This is a genomic window from Pseudobacter ginsenosidimutans, from assembly GCF_007970185.1.
In the GTDB taxonomy this organism is placed as follows: domain Bacteria; phylum Bacteroidota; class Bacteroidia; order Chitinophagales; family Chitinophagaceae; genus Pseudobacter; species Pseudobacter ginsenosidimutans.
On record NZ_CP042431.1, the window covers coordinates 1985101 to 2007027 of the forward strand.

Consider the following 21927-nt stretch of genomic DNA (forward strand, 5'->3'; position numbering starts at 1 on the left):
ATTTTAAATAACTCCAACTCACCGTTATGCGTAAGTGGCTGTTGAAGCGCTTGATGATTGCAGGATGTACGTTACTGGGATTAATTCTGATCACTTTCCTCCTGCCTTATTTTTTCCCTGAGTTCGTGGCTAAAAAGATCAAGATCTGGTCAAACAAGGCATTGGCCACTGAAGTGAATTTCTCTAAAGCCAGGTTAAGTTTCTTTAACCATTTTCCATCGCTCACACTCACCCTGCACGATTTTACCCTGAAAGGTTCCGCGCCATTCAGTAATGCCAATCTCGTAGCAGCCGATGAAGTGGCGCTGGGCATCGATCTCCGCTCTGTTTTTGCCAGCCAGATCAATATCAACCAGATCTTTCTCGACAAAGGCAAGATCGATATCCAGATTTCTGAAGATGGACAACCTAACTACAATGTATATAAGGCGGAGCCCGATACTGCTACGGTTACTACCAATGTAGATTCTGCGGGCGCCTCCCTCAAGCTCGAAAATATCCACCTGGATGAAACAGAGCTGGTGTACAATGATCGCTCCCTGCCACTAACGGTAACGGCCAAGGGATTCCATTATACCGGTTCCGGCGATCTCAGCAAGGCCATCTTCGATCTCCATTCCGAAATCAAGGCCGATAGCTTCAAACTCAGCTACGGTGGAGAAACTTATATCACAGACAAAAAACTACAGGCCGATCTGATCACCAAGATCAATACCAACTCGCTGACCTTGTTGTTTGAGAAGAACGATCTGCTGATCAATCGCCTCCCCGTTCAATTACATGGAATTTTCGAATTCCTGAAAGATGGATACAATATGGACTTCAACCTCCGTTCCAAAGAAACGGACCTCCATGATCTGATCACCGCCCTACCACAGGAATACCTTAAATACTTCGACAATACCGAGATCAAAGGCCACACGGAAATAGAAGCATCGCTCAAAGGCAATTACAGTGCAGCCACCAATGATATGCCCAGCCTGCTTTTCAAGATGATCGTGAAAGATGGATTCGTATCGCATAACAAAGCAGCCCTACCGGCAAAGAACCTCCGTCTCAACCTGGATGCAAGGCTTCCAAAGCTGAATACAGACAGCCTCTATATCAGCATCGATTCTTTCTTCTTCAATATCGAAAAGGATTATTTCAACTCTGTGATCCTGGTGCGCGGATTGAATGTACCCTATCTGAAATCCAGCCTCCAGGCCGATATGGACCTCGGGAATATGGCCGCAGCATTCGGATTGAAGGATATGGAATTCAAAGGCAGGTATAAGCTTAATTTCAATGCAGACGGCGCTTACACAACAGGACAAAGAAAAGGCAGTCTCCGTAAAGACACCGTGATCACCAGCATTCCCAAATTCAACCTGGAATCATCGCTCACCAATGGCTTTATCAAATTTGCAGCATTGCCACAGGGAGTGGAGCAGATCAGCCTTAAACTGAATGCTTCGTGTAAGGATGGTATTTATGAACACACGCAACTGAATGTTGAAGACATCAATGCCAAGGTTCTGTCGAATTTCATCAAGGGCCATTTCAAGGTCACCAATGAAGCAGATTTTCCGTTGGAAGGCCAGTTGCAGACCGTGTTCCATCTCTCCGACATCAAACAGTTCTATCCGCTCGACAGCCTGGATTTGAATGGAGATCTGAATATCGATATCAATACCAAAGGCAGGTACAACCCAGCCAAAAGTCTGTTCCCTGTTACTACTGCTTCGCTGAAACTCGACAACGGATCGATCAAAACCAAATACTATCCTTCGCCTTTGCAGAAGATCAATGTAGATGCTACCGTGATCAACAACACTGGTAAAATGAATGACCTGAAAGTGGAGCTGAAACCGGTTTCCTTTGAACTGGATAATCTGCCCTTCACCGTGCAGGCTTCCTTACAGCAGTTCAGTGACCTCCGTTACGCCATCGCGTCCAAAGGCACGCTGGACCTGGGTAAGATCTATAAAGTATTTGCCATTGAAGGATACAATGTGAATGGTTTCATTCAAACTGACCTCTCGCTCCGCGGCCGCCAGAGCGATGCCACAGCAGGCCGTTATGAAAGGCTCTTCAACAAGGGAACAATGAAGGTCCGCGACATTGCCCTCACCACGGAAATGCTGCCCAAGCCTTTCTTCATTAACAACGGCCTTTTCCGATTCGACCAGGATAAGATGTGGTTCGATACTTTCAAAGCCAAATATGGTAATACCAATATGGTGATGAATGGATATCTCTTCAATGTGTTCAACTACGCATTCAAGCCAAAGGAAGCGCTCAAGGGCAAATTCGAACTGAGCACTCCGCGTTTCTATGTAGACGAATGGATGGTGTTCTCCGGTACTCCTGATGCTTCCTCTTCTGGCAGTAGCAGTGCTTCCGGTGTGGTTGTGATCCCCGCCAATCTCGATCTCAATTTCACCGCCAGTGCCGGCAAAGTACTGTACCAGGGCATCGAGCTGTATGATTTCAAGGGCGGGCTTACTGTTGCCAATGGCGAACTGGCCTTACAGGAAACAGGTTTCACACTGGTGGATGCACCCATCGTGATGGATGGCACTTACAAAAGCAATTCACCTTACAAAGCTTATTTCGATTATCATGTGAAAGCTGAAACCCTGGATGTGAAGAAAGCATATAATGGTATCGATATTTTCCGCCAGATGGCTCCGGCGGCAGCGAAGGCTGAAGGACAGATCTCCCTGGATTATAGTCTCAGTGGCCGTTTGAACGCAAGCATGATGCCGGTCTATCCTTCCCTGAAAGGCGAAGGCGTGATCTCCGTTCAGAAAGTGAAGATGAAAGGATTTCGATTGATGAATGCCGTTAGCGATGCCACCGGCAAGGAAGGCATCAAGGACCCGGACCTTTCCAAAGTGGATATCAAAACGAAGATCGCGAACAATATCATTACCATCGAGCGCGTGAAAATGAAAGTGTCCGGATTCCGTCCAAGGTTTGAAGGACAAGTGAGTTTTGATGGCAAATTCAATTTGCATGGACGCCTGGGCCTGCCGCCATTCGGCATCATTGGAATTCCGTTTTCGGTTACTGGAAACAGGGATAATCCGAAAGTGAAGCTGAAGAGAGCGAAGGAAGGGGATGAATTGGAAGAGGAAAGGGATGAGGAGGGAGAAGAGGTGAAAATGACGGATTCTACTAATAATCAGTGATTTAAGATAAATTCATCCTTGCTAATTTAAAACATAATTTTAAATTAGCAAGGATGATTAAACGCAAAGTTGAAAAAGAAATAATGCAATTGCTGAAACAGTTTCCGGCAGTTGGCTTATTGGGAAATTCAAAGAGTGCCTGAAATCTTTGCAACTCTTCGGGGAGTCATTGACCGGCGAAGAAAAAGTGGACATCGGACAGGGCAGTTCCTTATTCTTGGTTCTGCAGCTTTAGATCTTCTGAGGCAATCCTCTGAAACCCTTGCAGGGAGGATAGCTTATAAAGAGTTAACTGGCCTTCTAATAACCGAGATAGATAAAGATAAGCTTGATCAACTCTGGCTTCGTGGAGGCTTTCCTGATAGTTTCCTTGCAAACTCTGATGAAGACAGCTTCCGTTGGAGAGAGAATTTTATCAGTACCTATCTTGAGCGTGATGTTCCCCAGCTTGGTGTTCGAATACCTGCAACCAGTCTTCGATTATTATGGACAATGCTAGCGCATAATCAGGGCGGACAAATAAACATTTCTCAATTGGCTGCTAATCTCGGCATAACATCACCTACGGCAAAGAAATATGTTAAACTTTTAGAAGATTTACTTCTGGTCAGGTCTTTGAGGCCATGGGCTGGAAATGTAGGTAAGCGACTTGTAAAAGCTCCAAAAATATATATCCGCGACAGTGGTCTTACACATGCCTTATTAGATATTGACACGTTTGACAAATTATTAGGTCATCCTGTAATAGGAACTAGCTGGGAAGGATTTGTGATTGAAAACATACTTTCCATTTTGCCCATGGCGTCAAGTGCCTGGTTTTATAGAACAAACGCTGGGGCAGAAATTGATTTGATCATAGAGAATGGCCCTAAAAACAGGATCGCTATCGAAATAAAAAGATCCCTGGTTCCTAAAGTCTCTAAAGGATTCTATCTTGGCTGCGAAGACATTAAAGCAACTCGTCGATTTGTTGTCTATCCGGGAAATGAGAAATTCCCCATTGGTGATAATACAACCGCGATTTCCTTGCTGGAAATAATGGATATAATTGAAAGGAAGAATTGAAAGTGACTACTATCAGTCTCAATTCTTATTTGGTAACCACAGCTATGTTAAAATAAAATACGGCCTGGTAAGAGAGCCGTATTTTATTCAATTTGTTAATGATTTTCTTACGCTTCATATTCCAGCACGGGCCTCAGCCAGCGTTCCACATCTTCGATACTCATTCCTTTACGTTTCGCATAGTCCACTACCTGATCTTTCTGGATCTTACCGATTCCGAAGTACTGGCTCTGCGGATGTGCAAAGTACCAGCCACTCACGGAAGATGCGGGATACATCGCCAGCGATTCAGTGAGCGTGATGCCTGTAGCGGCTTCACCACCCAGCAGATCGAAGAGTTTGTATTTCTCGGTGTGATCAGGACAGGCAGGATAACCCGGGGCCGGACGGATACCGGAATATTTTTCGGTGATCAGTTCTTCATTGGTGAAATGCTCGTCAGATGCGTAACCCCAGTATTCTTTGCGCACGCGCTCATGCAGGTATTCTGCAAAAGCTTCCACTAACCTGTCTGCCAAAACCTGCACCATGATCTTGTTGTAATCATCGTGCAACTGAATAAATCTTTCCAGGTGTGGTTCGATGCCTTTGATGGTAACAGTGAATGCGCCCATGTAATCGGCAAATGGCTGAGCAGCGATGGACGCGGGTTTGATGAAGTCTGCCAGGCTGATATTCGGTTGATCGGCTGCTTTCTTGATCTGCTGGCGGAGGAACTCCAGGTTCACTACCTCATTGCCGTTCTTCAGCTCTACTGTATCGGGAGCGGTCTGCTGCGCTGGCCAGAAGCCGATCACACCTTGTGGCGTAAGCCATTTTTCATCGATGATCTGTTGCAGCAGTTTATTGGCGTCATCATATAATTTGGTGGCTTCTTTTCCTACCACTTTATCAGTGAGGATGGCCGGGAATTTTCCATGCAATTCCCAGGCGATGAAGAAGGGGCCCCAGTCGATATACTTTGCAATGTCTGCCAGTGGCACATCCAGGAACTGCCTGGTGCCGGTGAAAGTGGGAGCGATGGGCTGGAAGGAAGGCCAGTTGATCTTCACAGGGTTTTGCTGTGCCTGTTCGAAAGTAAGATACTGCTTCACGGTTTTCTTACTGGCGAAATCTTCCTTGAGCTTTACGTACTCTGTTTTTATTTTATCGAGGTAAGGCGCTTTCTGTTCTTCACTCAGCAGGGAGCCGGCAACGGTAACACTGCGTGATGCGTCCAGCACGTGTACTACACCCAGGTCATATTCGGGAGCAATTCGCACTGCGGTGTGCATGCGAGATGTGGTGGCGCCTCCGATGAGCAGTGGCTGCTTCATGTTGCGGCGTTTCATTTCACGGGCTACGTGCACCATCTCATCCAGTGAAGGAGTGATAAGGCCGCTGAGACCGATGATGTCCACTTTTTCTTTTTCTGCTGTTTCCAGGATCTTATCGGCGGGCACCATCACACCGAGGTCGATGATATCATAGCCATTACAGCCGAGTACCACGCCTACGATATTCTTACCGATATCATGCACATCGCCTTTCACTGTGGCCAGGAGGATCCTGGCGGCACCGCCCTGTTGTGCATTCGGATTATTTCTTTTTTCTTCTTCGATATAAGGAGTGAGGATGGCAACGCTCTTTTTCATTACGCGCGCGCTTTTCACTACCTGCGGGAGGAACATCTTTCCACTTCCGAAGAGGTCGCCCACTACGTTCATGCCGTCCATCAATGGTCCTTCGATCACTTCGAGGGGCGTGCATATTTCTGACGCGCTTCTTCCGTGTCCTGATCGATAAAATCTGTGATACCATTTACCAGGGCGTGTTTGAGGCGTTCTTCCACGGAGTTGCTGCGCCAGGCTTCGTCCTTAACTTCCGTCTTGTCTTTTGCTTTTACCGTTTCTGCGAAAGTGATAAGACGATCGGTAGCGTCCGGGCGTTTGTTGAAGATCACATCTTCACAAAGTTCCCTGAGCTGTGGTTCGATCTCATCATACACTACCAGCTGTCCGGCGTTTACGATGCCCATGTCCATCCCTGCCCTGATGGCATAGAGGAGGAATACGCTGTGCATGGCTTCGCGTACGGGCTCGTTGCCACGGAAGGAGAAGGAGATATTACTTACACCTCCGCTGATCTTGGCCAGTGGCATGCGTTGTTTGATCACACGCGTGGCTTCGATGAAGTCGATAGCGTAGTTATTGTGCTCTTCGATGCCGGTGGCGATAGCGAAGATATTGGGGTCAAAGATGATGTCCTGCGGATCGAAGCCTACTTCTTCTGTGAGGATCTTGTAGGCTTTGGTGCAGATGTTGACGCGCCTGTCGAATGTATCGGCCTGTCCCTGTTCATCGAAAGCCATCACTACCACGGCGGCTCCGAACATGCGGCAGATCTGTGCTTCGCGAATGAATTTCTCCACTCCTTCTTTCATGGAGATGGAGTTCACGATACATTTTCCCTGTACGCATTTGAGTCCTGCTTCGATGATCTCGAACTTGGAGCTGTCGATCATGATGGGGATCTTGGCAATATCCGGTTCGCTTTGCAGGAGATTGAGGAAGGTGGTCATGGCTTTGACGCCGTCCAGGAGGGCGTCGTCCATGTTCACGTCCAGGATCTGTGCTCCGCTTTCCACCTGCTGGCGTGCAACGCTGAGGGCTTCTTCGTATTTGTTTTCGCGGATGAGCCGGGCGAATTTCTTCGATCCGGTTACATTCGTTCTTTCACCTACGTTTACAAAGAGGGTTTCAGGACGGATCACCAGTGGTTCTAATCCTGATAAACGCATGTATGGCTTGATACTAACGGTGTCGCTCATTTCTAAAATTTAAGGAGCTGCTTTTACAGCAGGTCCGGCTTCTTCAAAGATGGATCGATACTGCCCGGGCTTCTCAGAGGGAAGGCTCCAGTACCGGCAGCTCTCTTGGTTTAAATGATTTCACATGTTCAGCAATATGACGGATATGGTCAGGCGTAGTGCCGCAACATCCGCCTACGATGTTCACAAACCCCTGCTGGGCCCATTCTTCAATGAAGTGGGCAGTTTGCTCAGGTTGTTCATCGTATTCTCCCATGGCATTGGGAAGCCCGGCATTGGGATAGGCCGATGTATAGCAGGCGGCGATCTGGCTTAGCTCTTCGATATGCGCACGCATATCGTTGGCGCCGAGTGCGCAGTTGAGGCCGATGCTGAGCGGCCTTGCATGCATTACGGAGGTATAGAATGCTTCCAGGGTTTGGCCGCTCAGGGTTCTGCCGGATGCATCGGTAATAGTACCGCTGATCATGATGGGCAGTTCCGGGAGCTTTGTATCGTGGAAGAATTTCTTGATGGCGAAGATGGCCGCCTTCGAGTTGAGGGTATCGAAGATGGTTTCGATCAGCAGCAGGTGAACGCCGCCTTCCACCAGGCCTTTGACCTGATCATAGTAACCGTTCATCGCTTCATCGAAAGTGAGGGCGCGATAGCCGGGATTGTTCACATCGGGAGAAAGGCTCAGCGTTTTATTGAGCGGTCCGATGGCGCCGGCAACATAACGGGGTTTGGAAGGGTCTTTGGCTGTGTATTCATCGGTAGCTTCGCGTGCGATGCGCGCTGATGCAACATTCTGTTCGTACGCAAATTCCTGCATGCCATATTCACCCTGCGCAATAACGGTAGCAGAGAAAGTATTCGTTTCAATGATATCGGCTCCTGCCTCCAGGTATTCGCGATGAATGGCCCCGATGATCTGGGGCTGTGTGAGGGAAAGGATCTCGTTGTTTCCTTTGATGTCTGAGGGCCAGTTTTTGAAACGCTCTCCGCGATAGTCTTCTTCTGTGAGCTTATACCGCTGGATCATGGTTCCCATGGCTCCGTCGATGATAAGGATGCGTTTTTTCAGCTCATTTCTAATGTCCATACCTTACAATATTTAATTGTACAACAATCCGGACTATATGCTAACTGCATACGCCGTCAATCAAAGTAGAACTGGTATAAACGTTGGGAAATTATGAGGTGTTTTTCCTTGCGTTCATTAGTTCCGTTTTTTATGTCCTGCCCGCGATGGCGGGAGACAAACAGGCCGAACAATAAACAAATCCGCCTGTGAATTTTACAAATTTAAGGTATCCCTGCTTAATAACAAAGGGCATGCCATCAGCGGTTGCTGACGTAGCTTTCAACGGGTAAGCGGTTGGAGATGGATCGTGCCAGGGTCATTTCATCGGCATATTCCAGTTCACCTCCGAAGGAGATGCCACGGGCGATGGTAGTGACTTTCACCGGCAACGAGGCCAGTTTCTTCTGAATATAGTAAATGGTGGTATCGCCCTGGATATTTGGGTTGAGGGCGAAGATCACTTCTTCAGGCTGGTCATTTTTGATACGCTGCACGAGGGCTTCGATATTGAGCTGGTCGGGTCCGATGCCATCCAGCGGGGAAATGATCCCTCCGAGAATATGGTAAGTGCCGCTGAACTGCTGGGTGCTTTCGATAGCAATCACATCCCTGATACTTTCCACTACGCAGATGAGGTTCTGCTTGCGAAGGGGATTGGAGCAGATGGCGCAGATATCTGTATCGGATACATTGAAGCAGCGCTGGCAGAATTTGATCTCCTGGCGCATGCGCACAATGGCTTCTCCGAAGCTTTCCACTTTTTCTGTTTCTGTCTTGAGTAAATGCAATACCAGCCTGAGCGCGGTCTTCTTACCGATGCCCGGGAGCCTGGCAAATTCATTCACTGCATTCTCTAATAATTCGGACGAAAATTGCATAGTACAAAGGTACGCATTTGATGCCTGCCTTTAGTGGAAATGAAGCTATAAAGTGATGTCGATCTCATTGTCCCAATTAGCCTTCACCGTTACTTTCCGCGGCACTGAGATCACTTTCTCAGGTTGGATATGTTTGCCGAAAAATTCGCCGGGATCGTAAATGCCGTTCTTATTGTCGTCGAAAAGGATACGGAGGTCATAATCGCCAGGCTGGAAGAGTTTGGCATAGAAATCACGACTGGTGAATGGATAGGAGAATTTCACTGCATTGTTCTGTACAAACAGGAGAACAGGGTTCTTGCTGAGGTCCAGGTTGATGAATCGAAGTCTTACCATCCCGTACTCACTGTTCTTCCTGGTGCGGAAATTCAGTGTGTCGGATTTGAGTACTTCTTTGCCGAGTGTGTCTGTGGCAAAGCCGGGATAGAAGAGCATTTTGTAAGCAGTGTTCTCGGTCCAGGGATAATAGATCGAAACGAATTTATTGCTGGTGTCCCGCACGATGGTGTAGCCTTCCAGCGGTTCGTTCTCTTCATTGGCGAGGACCAGTTTGGTGGAATCATAAGATTGCACAGGAGCCTCTCTGAACGTGAGTCTCAGCGTATCCAGCAGATCGAATGAGCCACCGGATGCATTGACATCGAACTTCAGTCTTTTGTCTTTGGGATCTGATTTTGCCGGTTGTTTTGCAGGCGGCGCTTTTTTAGGCTCAGCGGTATCTTTCTCTAAATATGCGTAGAGAGTGATATCGCTGGGCTCAGTTGTTTTGACGGGCTTGTCTGCAAAAGCAAAGAGCTGTGCATTGCTCATGTATTTTCTCTGTCCGCCTTCATCCTTCAATGCAAAAAGATTGAAAGTGCCGGGAGGAAGATGATGGAAAGTGAATTTTCCTTCTTTATCCAGTCGGGCCACGTAGCGCGGACGATCCTTGATCACAGCGGAATCCTCCAGGCTGCTGTGCAATACCACAATCAGTGTTGAATCCGGCATACCCGTTTCAGCAAGGATCACATTACCGCTGACGGTAAGTGAATCCAGTGTTGTGCCCGTGGTAAATACGTAAGTGAAGTTCTTATATACGTTGCCCTCATTGATGTCTTTGACGGCATTGCCGAAATCGAAGGCATAGGTGGTATTGGGTTCCAGTGTATCCTTGATGGTTACGGTAATTGTTCTGAGCTTATTGGTAACCGTAGGGTTGATCTTGGGTGTAGGTGATACCAGGAGATTTTCCTGCACATTATCCACTTGTACATATTCATCAAATTCGAATACTACTTTCTTGCTGTTGAAGTTGCGGGAGGAATCACCGGGCAATGCTCTTACCAGCCTGGGAGGAAGAGAGTCCCTCGGTCCACCGGTGGGTGGAGCGATGTTAGCACAACCTGGACTGCTTACCATACTAACTGCGATAGCGAATACTACCAGCGCAGCAACAAACAAATTATTGATCTTACGCATATATCTGGGATACAGTCTGCAAACTTAGTTGGTTTATTGATAAGATTGTGCTAAACATCGGAGGGTTGGCAGTGATTCATCGGAGGGTTGCCAGTCGCGGGGAGGCGAGCGACTGCCAGCACCTTGCTATTCCAGTTCATCTTCCGTCTTAAGCTCATGCAAGGCAATGGCGAGATTATTGGTTTTTACAAAATTGCACCAGTGGCAATCTTCTTTACCACACCCGGTATAGAAATCGCGCGCATGGATCTTGTCCCACACGGTTCTGATCTGTTGTGTAACGGTAGTGATGTCTTCCGGCCTGATCACCACAGTTTCCTTATGGTATCCTTTTTTCTTTTTGCTGGGCTCGATAAAATCGAATTCAGTACTGACCACTGTCCATTCTTTCTTATCGTAATTATCCACCAGTAATTTGTAGAAGACAGCCTGACGCCAGTAATCGCCGCCGTGCGGGCTTTTATCGGGCTTCTCACCGAAGCGCAGGAACTTATCTGCGTTCTTATCAGGATCACCCGTTTTATAGTCCACTACATTCACTTTCTTGCCGTCGAATTCCATTTTATCCAGCTTCCCTTTGAGGGGAACGCCTGCCACTACCACATTGCGGATATTTTGTTCGATGGTTACCACTTTGCTCCAGCGGAAGATGTATTCATCGTAATAATTGCTGAGCACTTCAAGGCCGTATTCAAATCTTCTTTCGAATTGTTCACGGGTGAAGCTTTCGCGGTGGCGGTTCATGTACCATTTGAAGTCTTCCAGGAACACTTCTTTGAGCGGGAACTGTTCTCCATTAGCTTTCATCTTGCGGAAGAACTGTTCCAGCGCATGGTGAACGGCCGAACCGAATTCCGTGTTCTCATTCTTCGGCGCGGGAATGCGCACCAGGTTCTTGAAATAGAATTCCAGCGGGCATTTCAGGTAATTGTTGAGGGCGGTGAGGTTCATCACGAAAGCATTCAGTCTTTCTGAAATGAACCCTTCTTCCAGCTCTCCTATTTCCGGGGCTGCATTCCTGCTAAGCAATAGTGCCTGGAACTCGGCCTGCACTTCATCGCCCACAAATACTTTTTCTACCGGAATATCATGGTGCTCCAGGATCTCGGCAATGAACATGGAAGGCTCCAGTTCACGGCCATCCGATTTGAAGCGACTATACGAAACAGTGAGGTATTGCTCCGCGCGCGTCAATGCTACGTAGAAGAGGCGTCGCAGTTCTTCGTCGTCACCTGCTTCCTCTTTCACCGTGGATTGCGACGTGGCTGTGAAGATGGTATCCGGCAGTTTGTAACCGCCGCCCGGTTTTCTTTTCTTTTCCCAGAAGGCGGCATTGGCACCTGCAATGAATACATGTTCAAACTCGAGGCCCTTGGAGCCGTGTGCTGTGAGGAGGTTCACGCCTTTATCGCTGCCGCTCACGCGAACGAGTGGTAAAGGCAATCCTTCGCGTTCCATCAGATCGATGATATTCACGAATTGCTGCACAGACATATTTGGCTGGCGTCTTCTTTCTTCCTGTACAAAATCGAAAAGGCCGGTGATCACCTGCAGTTCCCAGATCTTTTCCTCGCTTTCCATTACACGGGCCAGTACACCGGCTTCGCGGATGATCAGCTCGAACATCTGTTGTAAAGTAAGATTGGAAATACCACGCACCATCTTCTCAAGGATCATGCTGGCCTGCTTCAGGTGCGGGTCTGGCGCAACAGTGAAAAGATCTTTCGGTGGGCGGCTTGTTCTCTCGAACAGCAGCCTGCGGAGGGAGATCTTCTCGCTGGTGAATTGTTTATCGGCTACTTCCGAACTGAGTTTAGCAATTTCGATGGGATGGATATTGAACCAGTCGAAGTGCAGGATCTCGAAGAGCATTTCATCCCCGCTGTAGGGAATATCATGTTCGGTGGCCAGGTAGCGGAGCAGGAGCATCAGCTTATTCACCAGTGGCAGTTCGAGAATATTGATATTTCGTTTACTGTATACCGGTATATTCTGCAAAAGCAGGTAAGTGGTGAGCTCTTCTCCGTATTTGTTCTCTTTATAGATCACGCTGATGCGGCCGGGCTGAACGCCTTGCAGCAGGAGCGTTTTGATCTCTTTGGTGATGCCGATCATTTCCTGCCGCTGCGATTCATACTCCTTGATGGACGGCATATGTTCCAGCCCCATCATTTCAGGATGCGAAGCGCGCAATTCCTTGGTGAGGCCGGGGATCTGTCGGATCAGTCTTTCATTGTTGCGGTTGATGAGCGATTGTGCTACATTCAGTATCGGCTGGGTGGAGCGGTAGTTCTTGGTGAGCACCACTTTCAGCAGATCATCTTTATAGGTATGCGCCAGGGATAACATGTTTTCCACGTTGGCGCCCTGGAAGCGGTAGATACTTTGGTCATCATCGCCCACCACAAAGATATTGGGTGTATCCCAGAAGCTGAGAAGCAGTTCCACCAAACGGTTCTGCGTACCCGAAGTATCCTGGTATTCGTCCACGAGGATGTAAAGGTATTGTTCCTGGTAACGGGCCAGCAGGGTCTTGTTCTCTTCGAAGCTGCGGATCACCCAGTTGATCATATCATCGAAGTCGTACCGGTTGCGGGCGCGCATGAGTTGTTGAAAATTGTCGAACTCCATCACGGCTGCGCGGAGTTTTTCCATTTTTTCTGTTTCCTCATCGATCCTGTTCTGGTTGAGATCGCCGGGCTTATGTTGTTTGTAAGCGCGTTTGTAGGTGAAGCCATCGCGATTGGGAAGATCTTTGAGGTATTCATCGATCTTTTCAATAATGAAGGCGGAAGTCCAGCCTTCCTTTTTCATCGTACTGAAAAGACTCTGAAGGTTTTTTATTTCGAAATACACATCGCCACGATATCTTTTCAGCGGGTGTGCCTTGGGGAAAGCATCGATCAGTTGCGTGAACATTTCGATCCTCTCCAGGTCAGACACCGGATCCAGTGCCGTTTTCTCGAACAATGATAAATTCTCCTGGATGATATCGTTACAAAAAGCGTGGAAAGTATAGATGTTCACTTTGTAGGCGTCCGACCCGATAAATCTTTGAAGTCTTTTGCGCATAGCCACCACTCCTGCCTCCGTATAAGTGAGACAGAGAATATTCTGTGGTAAAGAGTCAGTTTCCAGCAGGATCTTTCCGATGCGGCTGGCCAGGATCTGTGTTTTTCCTGTGCCCGGGCCGGCAATCACCATTACGGGGCCTTCAATAGTATCTACTGCCAGTTTCTGCTCTTCGTTCAGATGGGCGTATTCTGCCTGGAATTTTTCCAGGAGTTGCTCTCGGCGTATGGACATATATTAACAAAGATAGGTAGAATCGATTGTTACATAGGCGATTCCAAAATCTGGTGGAAAGCATGTGCTTATTGTAGGGATCACATGGTTAAATATGACTTCAACTAATTGAATTCCAACGCAGAGATTTTTCTAACAATTGATACCAAGTAGCTTACGATTGAAAATTTATGCTTATTTTAGAAAAGGGAAAGATTCTAATTCCGGGAATATTTTCCAGCCTTTTACGTTTATTGATCAGTTAATCCAACACAATGAAAAATCAGAACGCACTCAGGATCTTTATCCTTGAAGATGATCTGTGGTACGGTTCTATGCTGCAGCATTATCTTTCATTGAATCCTGATTACGAAGTAAAACGATTTGACAAGCCAGGAGATCTTTTCAACCAACTGCACGAGAACCCCGATGTTATTACCCTCGACTATTTCATGCCTGATATGGACGGCAGTGTGGTATTGAAAAAAATAAGGGAGATCAATCAAGACATTAAAGTTGTGATCATTTCAGGTCAGGAAGACCTGCGTACTGCTGTGAGCCTGGTTACGGGCGGTGCTTTCGATTATATTGTAAAAGATGAAGACACCAAAGACAGGCTTTGGAATGTATTGCTGCACCTGAAAGAGATTGTGGGCCTGAAGAAAAAGATTGCTGTGCTGGAAGAGGAAGTAAGTAAAAGGAATGATTACTCGAAGTACCTGATCGGCAAAAGTGAATGCATGGAGAAAATTTTTGCGTTGATCGGTAAAGCTTCCGGCTCCACTATCACTGTGTCTGTTACAGGAGAAACAGGAACGGGTAAAGAGATGGTGGCCAAGGCCATTCACTTCAATTCCGATCGCAATAAGAAGCCATTCATTACCGTGAATATGGCAGCCATTCCCCGGGAGCTGGTGGAAAGTGAACTTTTTGGTCATGAAAAAGGTGCTTTCACGGGCGCGGTTACACGAAGAATCGGTAAATTTGAAGAAGCGCATATGGGAACGCTGTTCCTGGACGAGATCGGTGAGCTGGATATCAGTCTGCAGGCGAAGCTGCTTCGGGTATTGCAGGAGCGCGAGATCACCAGGATCGGAAGCAACGAAGTGATCCCAATTAACGTAAGGATAGTGGTGGCTACCCACCGCGATCTGATGGAAGAAGTGCAAAAGAAGACATTCCGGGAAGACTTGTATTATCGTTTGATCGGTCTTCCCATCAAGATGCCGCCGCTGCGTGAGCGGGGCAATGATATCCTGATATTGGCAAAGTCTTTCCTCGATCAGTTCTGTGATGCCAATAAAATCTCAAGAAAGAACCTCTCTCCCGAAGCCGCCAGAAAGCTGGTACAGTATGAATTCCCGGGTAATGTGCGTGAACTGCGTTCTATAATGGAGCTCACGGCCGTGATGTCTGAAGGTGATACTGTACAGCCGGATCATATCATGATCAACACGCCACCGGTGGCGGTACATCCGATGAATGGAAAAGAACGTACGCTTCGCGAATATGAAGTGCAGATCATCCAGCATTTTTTAGACAGGTACGACAAAGATGTGTTGCTGGTGGCGCGCAAGCTGGAAATGGGAAAATCTACGATCTATCGAATGATCCAATCCGGAGAGCTGAGAACCAAATAACAATCCATAATCCATGTTGCAGGAAATCAACTACCGTAGCCTGGGCAAGCGAAAGATACTGGTAGCGGAAGACACCAGCGTTAACCAATTCCTCGTACGCAGGATCATCGAGGGCTGGGGACTTGAAGTGGATATCGCCAATAACGGGCAGGAAGCACTATCGATGGTGCAGGAAGGTGAGTACGACCTGGTGCTGATGGACATCCAGATGCCCATTATGGATGGCATTGAAGCCACCAGGCATATCCGGCAGTTGCCGCAAAGTATCAAGGCCACTATTCCTATTGTGGCGCTCACTGCTAATTTTCTCAAAGGTGATCGGGAGAAATATCGCGCAGCGGGCATGAACGATTTCTTGCCAAAGCCATTCAATGAATCAGCCTTATTTGTGGTGGTATCCAACAATCTGCAGCAGCAGGGTGTTCCTATCAAACCGAAAGTACCGATCCTTGAAGAGCGCCCTGCAACTAATGATCAGCTTTATGATCTGAGCAGTCTGAGAGGAATGAGTGGCGGCGATGAAGGGTTCGTGAACAAGCTGGTTCAGTTGTATATCACGCTCAGTTCTGAATCGCTTTTGTTGATGAAGGAGGAGTTGAGGTTGGAGCGGTATGAAGAAGTAAGTAAACTGGCGCATAAGATGAAAGCGCCTGCAGGCACCATGCGCATCAGTTCGATCAAGCATATCATCTGTTCCATTGTTGACCTGCCTTTGCAGGATGCACCGGCAAAAATGCCGGAACTGGTAGAGCGGCTGGACACAGCCATGCAAAAATGCCTGGATAAGCTGCGAATGGAATTCCCTGACTAATTATATGGCCCATCATTCTATCAAGGCGGTTCAGCGTATACCCATCAGCGTTGATGAAGCCTGGCGATTTTTTTCCGTACCGGAGAACCTGGTGCGGATCACTCCTGCAGATTTTTCTTTTCAAATTATTTCCCATCATCATGGCGGGCAGATCTATCAGGGGCAGATCATCGAGTATAATGTGCGTCCGCTCTGGAATATCCCCTGGTATTGGATGACGGAGATCACACATGTGCAGCCTCAGCAATACTTTGTTGATGAACAACGCTATGGTCCGTTTGGGATCTGGCATCACCAGCACCATTTTGCTCCGGTAGATGGTGGTGTGGAGATGACGGATATTGTACATTACAGTGTGCCCGGTTGGTGGTTCGGTAGCCTGGTGAACAAATTGGTGGTGGGGAAGAAATTGGAAGCGCTGTTCAGGTACAGGTTTGGTGAGATAGAAAAGATGTTCGGGAAATGGGAAGGACAATCTTGTAATGTAAAAATGTACTAGCTGTATAAAAGAAAACCCGGCTGATGAGAGCCGGGTTTTCTTTTATACATTTTGGATGGGGTTTTATCCCGGGATCCTGGCGATATATTTTTCGATTTCTTTGATTTGTCCAACTACTTCCGGGTTGGTAGGTTTTAAGGCCTTTGTTTTGCGGAAGAATTCTTTGGCGGCACGGAACTCGCGTTTGTTCATCATGATATTGCACATCTGGAGATAGGCAACAGCTTCTGATTCTTTATCGTTGATACCTGCGCGGAGTGCTTCGCGGATATATTTTTCACCTTGTCTGAAATCACCTTTTTGGAGAGAGATCATGCCCATCTGGAGGAAGTTGGCTCCTTTCATGTCGGCAGTCATTTTGGTGGTGAGCGACATACCTTTTTTCATGCTGGCTTCGGCGGCATCGAAATTCTGGTTGGCCATTTCGAGCTGTCCTTTTATGGTAAAGTAGGCGGAGCGGACAGGTTTGATGAGGAGTCCGGGGAATTTCACGGAGTTCACTACACGCTGCGCGCCTTCGATATCACCGGCTTCCATGTATTCCTGCACCAGCCTGAGCGGTCCGATCAGGAAATGGCTGAGGAGGAGGATCAATCCAACAAAATATAATGGGAATGCGGGCCAGAACGAAGAATACACATTGGCGGCCACGCCTCCGAGAATCAGAATAATTCCGACGTAAAATCTATAACGGATAATCCAGGAGTAAAACTTCATAATCTATGCTTGATAAATGGGCGCCAAAGATAGGCCAAAGAAACATAGGTTTGACGGGGATTTTCAGGAGGTTAGGCTGGATTTTTTACAGAAGATTCTGAAAGAGTGTAAGATATGGTAGGAGCGAATGCCAGAAAACATTACTTTTGCGGAAATTGATCCGGAGAGGTAGATTTCCGGGGATATTTTTGGTCCTGTAGTTCAATGGATAGAATAGAAGTTTCCTAAACTTTTGATACAGGTTCGATTCCTGTCAGGACTACCATACCGGAAAGCAGCAAATTTTTGCCTGTTTTCCGGTTTTTTGTTTTGCTGAAACCCGCGTCCAGCATGCATATCCGCGAAACCACTTCATTGAGCCGAAGAGTTCGATGTTGGGTTCCGTCAAAAATGAGTTTTCCGGGGAACATCGAACTCACGATGTTGCGTTTTTCAGGGATGGTTCCGTTGATGTAAGCCTGGTCAATGGCAATTAAGTTGTGAATCCCCTTCTGGAGCAGCCCTTCAATTCCCTTCTCCCGTTCAGGAAGTTTCGATAATTGTTTCTCCAGCTCGGTTATCTGCTTGGTACATTCCGTTTTGACAATCTGGAAGTCTTCATAGGAGAATTGGTTATCGGCTGCTTTGTTCCGGGTGGTGTTGATGCGGGTGGTCAGCTCTTCGATTTGAGAAAGAACTTGTCTTCGTTCTATGCTCATACTGCTGGTTTGTTGCTTATATGCTTCGTGAAGAAGTTCTGCATACAGATCGCAGTAAGCTGGATTGGGTGCATATTTCTTTAGTTCTTCGATGAAGCGTTCATTCGCATCTTCAGCTTTGAACCTGCATCCGCAGGAGGAATTACAATGATAATAATAGTAAACACTGTACGTCCCTTTTGAGCCACTTCCGGTAAGCATTTTGCCGCAGTTAGGGCAAATGAGAAAACCACGAAGGGGAAGCTGATCTGGAACAATCACTTTGGTTCCGGGCCTGCTTTTACGGTTCTTTCCGCAAAGAATGTCCTGCACTTCGTAGAACAAACTTTCAGAAATGAGTGGTTCATGTTGCCCATTTACTGTTATCGGATCTTCATCTTTGAATTTAGGAATTTGAATTTTACCACAGTAGACCGGGTTCCGGATCACATTCCAAAAATTACTCCTACTGCACTTCAATCCCTTCTTGTTTGCTTCCTTTCGAATCTGATCGGCGGCAAAATGCCCTTTGGCAAGCTCTTCAAAAACCCTTCTAAGAATAGTGGCTGCTGGTTCTTTTGGCGCAATATATTTCCGACCATCTTCGGTTATCTTGTTGGCATAGCCTATCGGTGCAGTTGCCATCCATCGTCCCTCCTTTTTTGCTCTGCGCATTCCGTGGAAGACATTTAAAGCTCTCCTGTCATTCTCGACTTCCGGCGCGGCGAGATAGAAAGCAAGCATCATTTTGTTTTCAGGAACGGAAAGATCGAGCGGCTGCTCAACAGCCTGCGGCTCAACTCCCATTCTTCGCAATGTGCTGATCATTTGGTAAGCATCGCCGGCATTGCGGCTAAAGCGATCCCATTTGCTGAAAAGAACAAGATCACTTTTGCCTTTTCTCTTGCTGAGGTCGCTCAATAGTTTTATCCATTCAGGGCGATTGAATGTTTTAGCTGAGTGGTCTTCAAAGACTGTTTTCCTTACTTGTATGTTATTGACCCTACAATAGTTTTGTAGCATTTCTTCCTGGTTGCGCTGTGAATAGCCTTTGTCAGCTTGTTCATCAGTACTCACCCTGATATACAAATCTGCTATTTTCATATGCAATGTTTTATTTGTTTTCCTCTCGTAGATATTGGGCAACTACAATGTTTGCTAGTGCCCGGAGAAATGAAATAATAGCGGTTGCTTCCTCGATTGTTAGCTCTATTCCTTTCTTCTGGAATAAGGCAATCACCTTTTGTGGAGTTAGAGAACTTTCCTGCATTTCACCTCTTGTTTCATTAGCTGCAAATCAATGCTACAAAGCATCTTGGCAATACCAATGTACAAAACAGTGATAGCGGGAATTCACTAAACGTCCCCTTTAGTGAAAAATTGAAGTCAATGAAACTGAAAATGTCTGAAGGAAAACTGACGAAGCAAATGCGGATATAATGCTATAATAAACCTTGTGAAAGTTACGGCAATTTTCAAATGGAGGATGGAGAAACTAACCTATTTCTTTTTCTGTGTTCTTTCTTTTTTGGCTTTTGACAGTTCAAGTTTGTAAGATGTAATTTGGCTGTCGGTGATATTGTCGTAGATTTTTCCGAAATCGGAAAGAGAAAGATCGAAGGCAGCAAGAATCGCAGCAACTGAAGGAAACTCTGCTTTTCGTTTAGCTGAAACGATATCAACGATCGTTGCCTTCCGTAAGCCTGTGTTGGTTTCCAGCTTTCCAAAGCTGGAGATAAGGTTAGGGTCTTTAATACCTTTCTGCTTATTCTCTTCAGCTATGGCTTTGTTCTTGTCAAGGATGGTTTTCAGCGCCAATCCTAGCTTGTATTTGGCTGCTTCTGATTCTTTCTTGTCAATCATAGCAACAAGAACTCGAATTTTTCAAAATTTATCGGTACGATATATCGTACCGACTCAAAATAATCCTTATATTTACACTGTCCTTCGCTTTGCAACCTGCAAAACGGAGGGGAAACTGAAGTAATGCGTTTATAATTCTCGCCAGACAAATCTGACAAATTTCAACTGAACACGAGAGTAAGTAAGCGCCCGGTCCCTATATTGCACTATAGGGTTGGGCCTATTTACATCCTAACGTTCAGCAGTCGCAAGACTGGGGCTTTGTCAGAGCCTGTCTGGATAGGGGTAGGTAGGTTTCCAACCCTATAGTCTTTTTATTACCCCTCCGCCTACCTGCCTTTTTTACCTGTTCAAAACTAAGTGTGGCATGGCCATGACTTAACCATTTCTTATACGTTTAAATCTTTCTTTATGGTGAACAAGTCAAAAACAGATCAAGCTTTATCAGATTGTATGATGACCTCTGAAATGCAATCCGATCCATTACTTGCAATTAAGCAGTTCTTCAATGGAGATCCGATTGAGAAAGTTCGAGCGGATCTTGAAAATCTCCGCGACACTACGATTACTGAATCTTTTGGTGATTTGGATAAGAATGATAAGTGGCTTTTGGTTGAATTTCTTCAGCGAATTTCTGGATTGGTCGAAGCTGCGAATGTGATCAATAGTAGTCAAGCGGCATTGGGTTAAAACTACAATATCTTAAATCTCCCTTGAGTTTTTGTGTTAGAAGATGGACTGCCATCAAGGTGGTTGTCTGCCCATTCCCTTTTAATTATTGCTTTGAATGTGTGATGCCAGGTTGATGTATGGCTAAGGAATGTTCATGTAAATAACCTGATTGGCCACCATTTGAAATAAATAGGTAGGAGTCTCTATGCGGGTAATGACATTTAGAACTCAAATGAAAAAGAGTAAGTAAAATGGAACTCCATCCAGCATTAATTGAAATTGTCAAGGTGATTTTGGGTGTGAATGCTTTGTCGCCTGATAGAATTATTTTACTCGGTTATATCAACGCTGAAGGGCAAAGCTTTTCAATCTTAAACGGCTTCTGCGAAGAGGTAACAGATTTTGTGGATGTAAATCTGCTGGTAATCTCAGAAAATGCTAATGCAGATAGGCTACGATACATTGATATGATCGAGCAACGATGCAAGCCTTTTGCCAGGATTATCTGCATTATTTTATCTCGCTCGGATATCCAAAGTCAGATGGAATACGGAAATCGTTTAGCGATAATTGCGCTTCAATCGGGCAAGGTTTTATATCAAAAGTGGGAAACGGCACCACATATTCAGAAAGCCATTTATGAGGCCGTAATTAAGGAAGGAAAAGAAGTTGAGCTGGTTTCTTGGTATAAACGGTCACATTTATTCCTTCAAATGGCAAAGGTCCAATTCAATTTAGGAAACTGTGGTATGGCTGCTTTTTGTATTCATCAGTCTTTAGAACAGGTACTAATAATGCTTATCATCTCTGTCTGTGGTTATAGGATGGGCATTCATAATCCAGATCGATTGCTTAGAATGTTGCGCTTTCATAATGATGCGGTTGCTGACATATTCCCTAATAAAACAGCAGAAGAAAAAGGACGGTTGTGCTTGTTAAAGAAGGTTTACATTAATTACAGGTATCGAGTCGAGCTGGAGGTTACTGAGGACGATATTCGATATTTTTTCACGGAATTGGGAAAGCTTCACGCAATGGCAGATCGGATTATATACCCTAAAATCACTGCACCGATTCTCATTTGATGTTGTCCAAAAGATGCGAACTAAAGCAAGTTGCATTGAGTAATGTTGCCCTATGTTGCTGCGCAGGCTTGCACAATTCGACCAGATGCTTTTGCGACTGTAGAATAAGTCTCAGCTGCAACAGAAAAGCATCTGTTCAAATTGCGCCAGACTTTCTAAAGTCCGGCAACTCTATTCCATAAATCTGACTGAATGCGGTTGAAGGATACTGCAGGCTGTATCC

Annotated in this window: 16 protein-coding genes and 1 tRNA gene; 8 read left to right on the top strand and 9 right to left on the bottom strand. The window is 46.3% G+C overall.

What is annotated here, in order from left to right; all coding sequences use genetic code 11:
- The first annotated feature begins 26 nt into the window (after nucleotides 1–26).
- Nucleotides 27–3176 carry an AsmA family protein gene (locus tag FSB84_RS08180; RefSeq protein ID WP_130542025.1) on the top strand — a complete coding sequence of 1050 codons (3150 nt, stop codon included), beginning with the start codon at nucleotides 27–29 and terminating at the stop codon, nucleotides 3174–3176.
- Nucleotides 3177–3311: 135 nt separating this feature from the next.
- Nucleotides 3312–4241: an ATP-binding protein gene (locus FSB84_RS08185; protein ID WP_207234276.1), complete on the top strand. Its 930-nt coding sequence runs from the start codon at nucleotides 3312–3314 to the stop codon at nucleotides 4239–4241.
- A gap of 107 nt (nucleotides 4242–4348) precedes the next feature.
- Here the strand turns inward: FSB84_RS08185 and FSB84_RS31795 are convergent, their stop codons facing one another.
- The 6 genes from FSB84_RS31795 to FSB84_RS08210 all read right to left on the bottom strand — a co-directional run bounded on the left by FSB84_RS31795 (nucleotide 4349) and on the right by FSB84_RS08210 (nucleotide 13761).
- On the bottom strand, nucleotides 4349–5974 hold the full coding sequence (locus tag FSB84_RS31795; protein WP_225980010.1) for a vitamin B12 dependent-methionine synthase activation domain-containing protein: 1626 nt from the start codon (nucleotides 5972–5974) through the stop codon (nucleotides 4349–4351).
- Nucleotides 5971–7050, bottom strand: coding sequence for a dihydropteroate synthase (locus FSB84_RS31800; RefSeq protein ID WP_225980011.1), 1080 nt, complete (start codon nucleotides 7048–7050; stop codon nucleotides 5971–5973). Before FSB84_RS31800 ends, FSB84_RS31795 begins: the two co-directional genes overlap by 4 nt.
- Nucleotides 7051–7123: 73 nt before the next feature.
- Entirely contained in the window at nucleotides 7124–8134 is a 1011-nt protein-coding gene (locus FSB84_RS08195) for a homocysteine S-methyltransferase family protein (protein ID WP_130542023.1), read from the bottom strand.
- 239 nt (nucleotides 8135–8373) lie between these two features.
- Complete coding sequence (gene recR, locus FSB84_RS08200; RefSeq protein WP_130542022.1) at nucleotides 8374–8994, bottom strand: recombination mediator RecR; 621 nt, start codon at nucleotides 8992–8994, stop codon at nucleotides 8374–8376.
- A 45-nt stretch (nucleotides 8995–9039) separates the two neighbouring features.
- Entirely contained in the window at nucleotides 9040–10455 is a 1416-nt protein-coding gene (locus FSB84_RS08205) for an Ig-like domain-containing domain (RefSeq protein ID WP_130542021.1), read from the bottom strand.
- Between the two features lie 126 nt (nucleotides 10456–10581).
- Nucleotides 10582–13761, bottom strand: coding sequence for an ATP-dependent helicase (locus tag FSB84_RS08210; RefSeq protein WP_130542020.1), 3180 nt, complete (start codon nucleotides 13759–13761; stop codon nucleotides 10582–10584).
- Nucleotides 13762–14015: 254 nt separating this feature from the next.
- On the opposite strand from FSB84_RS08210, the gene FSB84_RS08215 reads away from it, so the two are divergent.
- Genes FSB84_RS08215 through FSB84_RS08225 form a run of 3 tightly spaced genes read left to right on the top strand, consistent with a single transcriptional unit; the run spans nucleotide 14016 to nucleotide 16690 of the window.
- Nucleotides 14016–15380, top strand: a complete 1365-nt coding sequence (locus FSB84_RS08215; RefSeq protein ID WP_130542019.1) for a sigma-54-dependent transcriptional regulator — start codon at nucleotides 14016–14018, stop codon at nucleotides 15378–15380.
- A 13-nt stretch (nucleotides 15381–15393) separates the two neighbouring features.
- Nucleotides 15394–16191 (top strand): response regulator, encoded by a 798-nt coding sequence (locus FSB84_RS08220; RefSeq protein ID WP_130542018.1) that lies wholly within the window; start codon nucleotides 15394–15396, stop codon nucleotides 16189–16191.
- A gap of 4 nt (nucleotides 16192–16195) precedes the next feature.
- On the top strand, nucleotides 16196–16690 hold the full coding sequence (locus FSB84_RS08225; RefSeq protein ID WP_130542017.1) for an SRPBCC family protein: 495 nt from the start codon (nucleotides 16196–16198) through the stop codon (nucleotides 16688–16690).
- Between the two features lie 63 nt (nucleotides 16691–16753).
- On the opposite strand, the gene FSB84_RS08230 is transcribed toward FSB84_RS08225, so the two are convergent.
- Nucleotides 16754–17407 carry a tetratricopeptide repeat protein gene (locus FSB84_RS08230; protein ID WP_130542016.1) on the bottom strand — a complete coding sequence of 218 codons (654 nt, stop codon included), beginning with the start codon at nucleotides 17405–17407 and terminating at the stop codon, nucleotides 16754–16756.
- Nucleotides 17408–17597: 190 nt separating this feature from the next.
- Between FSB84_RS08230 and FSB84_RS08235 the strand changes: the two genes are divergently transcribed.
- Nucleotides 17598–17672, top strand: a tRNA-Arg gene (locus tag FSB84_RS08235).
- Here FSB84_RS08235 and FSB84_RS31660 read toward each other — a convergent pair.
- Both FSB84_RS31660 and FSB84_RS08245 read right to left on the bottom strand, forming a co-directional pair.
- Nucleotides 17632–19188, bottom strand: a complete 1557-nt coding sequence (locus tag FSB84_RS31660; RefSeq protein ID WP_130543190.1) for a recombinase family protein — start codon at nucleotides 19186–19188, stop codon at nucleotides 17632–17634. The genes FSB84_RS08235 and FSB84_RS31660 overlap by 41 nt on opposite strands.
- Before the next feature lie 396 nt (nucleotides 19189–19584).
- Complete coding sequence (locus FSB84_RS08245; RefSeq protein WP_130542015.1) at nucleotides 19585–19947, bottom strand: hypothetical protein; 363 nt, start codon at nucleotides 19945–19947, stop codon at nucleotides 19585–19587.
- A gap of 411 nt (nucleotides 19948–20358) precedes the next feature.
- Here FSB84_RS08245 and FSB84_RS08250 point away from each other — a divergent pair, with 411 nt between their 5' ends.
- Entirely contained in the window at nucleotides 20359–20637 is a 279-nt protein-coding gene (locus FSB84_RS08250) for a hypothetical protein (protein WP_130542014.1), read from the top strand.
- A 233-nt stretch (nucleotides 20638–20870) separates the two neighbouring features.
- The gene (locus FSB84_RS08255) at nucleotides 20871–21704 is read left to right on the top strand and encodes a HEPN domain-containing protein (protein WP_130542013.1); all 834 of its coding nucleotides are present in this window, start codon (nucleotides 20871–20873) and stop codon (nucleotides 21702–21704) included.
- Nucleotides 21705–21927 lie beyond the last annotated feature (223 nt).

Excerpts from the sequence above, each read along its gene's own strand:
- FSB84_RS08180 (WP_130542025.1), top strand. The coding sequence starts at position 27 with ATGCGTAAGTGGCTGTTGAAGCGCTTGATGATTGCAGGATGTACGTTA.
- FSB84_RS31800 (WP_225980011.1), bottom strand. The coding sequence starts at position 7,050 with ATGAGCGACACCGTTAGTATCAAGCCATACATGCGTTTATCAGGATTA.
- FSB84_RS08195 (WP_130542023.1), bottom strand. The coding sequence starts at position 8,134 with ATGGACATTAGAAATGAGCTGAAAAAACGCATCCTTATCATCGACGGA.
- recR (WP_130542022.1), bottom strand. The coding sequence starts at position 8,994 with ATGCAATTTTCGTCCGAATTATTAGAGAATGCAGTGAATGAATTTGCC.
- FSB84_RS08205 (WP_130542021.1), bottom strand. The coding sequence starts at position 10,455 with ATGCGTAAGATCAATAATTTGTTTGTTGCTGCGCTGGTAGTATTCGCT.
- FSB84_RS08210 (WP_130542020.1), bottom strand. The coding sequence starts at position 13,761 with ATGTCCATACGCCGAGAGCAACTCCTGGAAAAATTCCAGGCAGAATAC.
- FSB84_RS08215 (WP_130542019.1), top strand. The coding sequence starts at position 14,016 with ATGAAAAATCAGAACGCACTCAGGATCTTTATCCTTGAAGATGATCTG.
- FSB84_RS08220 (WP_130542018.1), top strand. The coding sequence starts at position 15,394 with ATGTTGCAGGAAATCAACTACCGTAGCCTGGGCAAGCGAAAGATACTG.
- FSB84_RS08225 (WP_130542017.1), top strand. The coding sequence starts at position 16,196 with ATGGCCCATCATTCTATCAAGGCGGTTCAGCGTATACCCATCAGCGTT.
- FSB84_RS08230 (WP_130542016.1), bottom strand. The coding sequence starts at position 17,407 with ATGAAGTTTTACTCCTGGATTATCCGTTATAGATTTTACGTCGGAATT.
- FSB84_RS31660 (WP_130543190.1), bottom strand. The coding sequence starts at position 19,188 with ATGAAAATAGCAGATTTGTATATCAGGGTGAGTACTGATGAACAAGCT.
- FSB84_RS08245 (WP_130542015.1), bottom strand. The coding sequence starts at position 19,947 with ATGATTGACAAGAAAGAATCAGAAGCAGCCAAATACAAGCTAGGATTG.
- FSB84_RS08250 (WP_130542014.1), top strand. The coding sequence starts at position 20,359 with ATGGTGAACAAGTCAAAAACAGATCAAGCTTTATCAGATTGTATGATG.
- FSB84_RS08255 (WP_130542013.1), top strand. The coding sequence starts at position 20,871 with ATGGAACTCCATCCAGCATTAATTGAAATTGTCAAGGTGATTTTGGGT.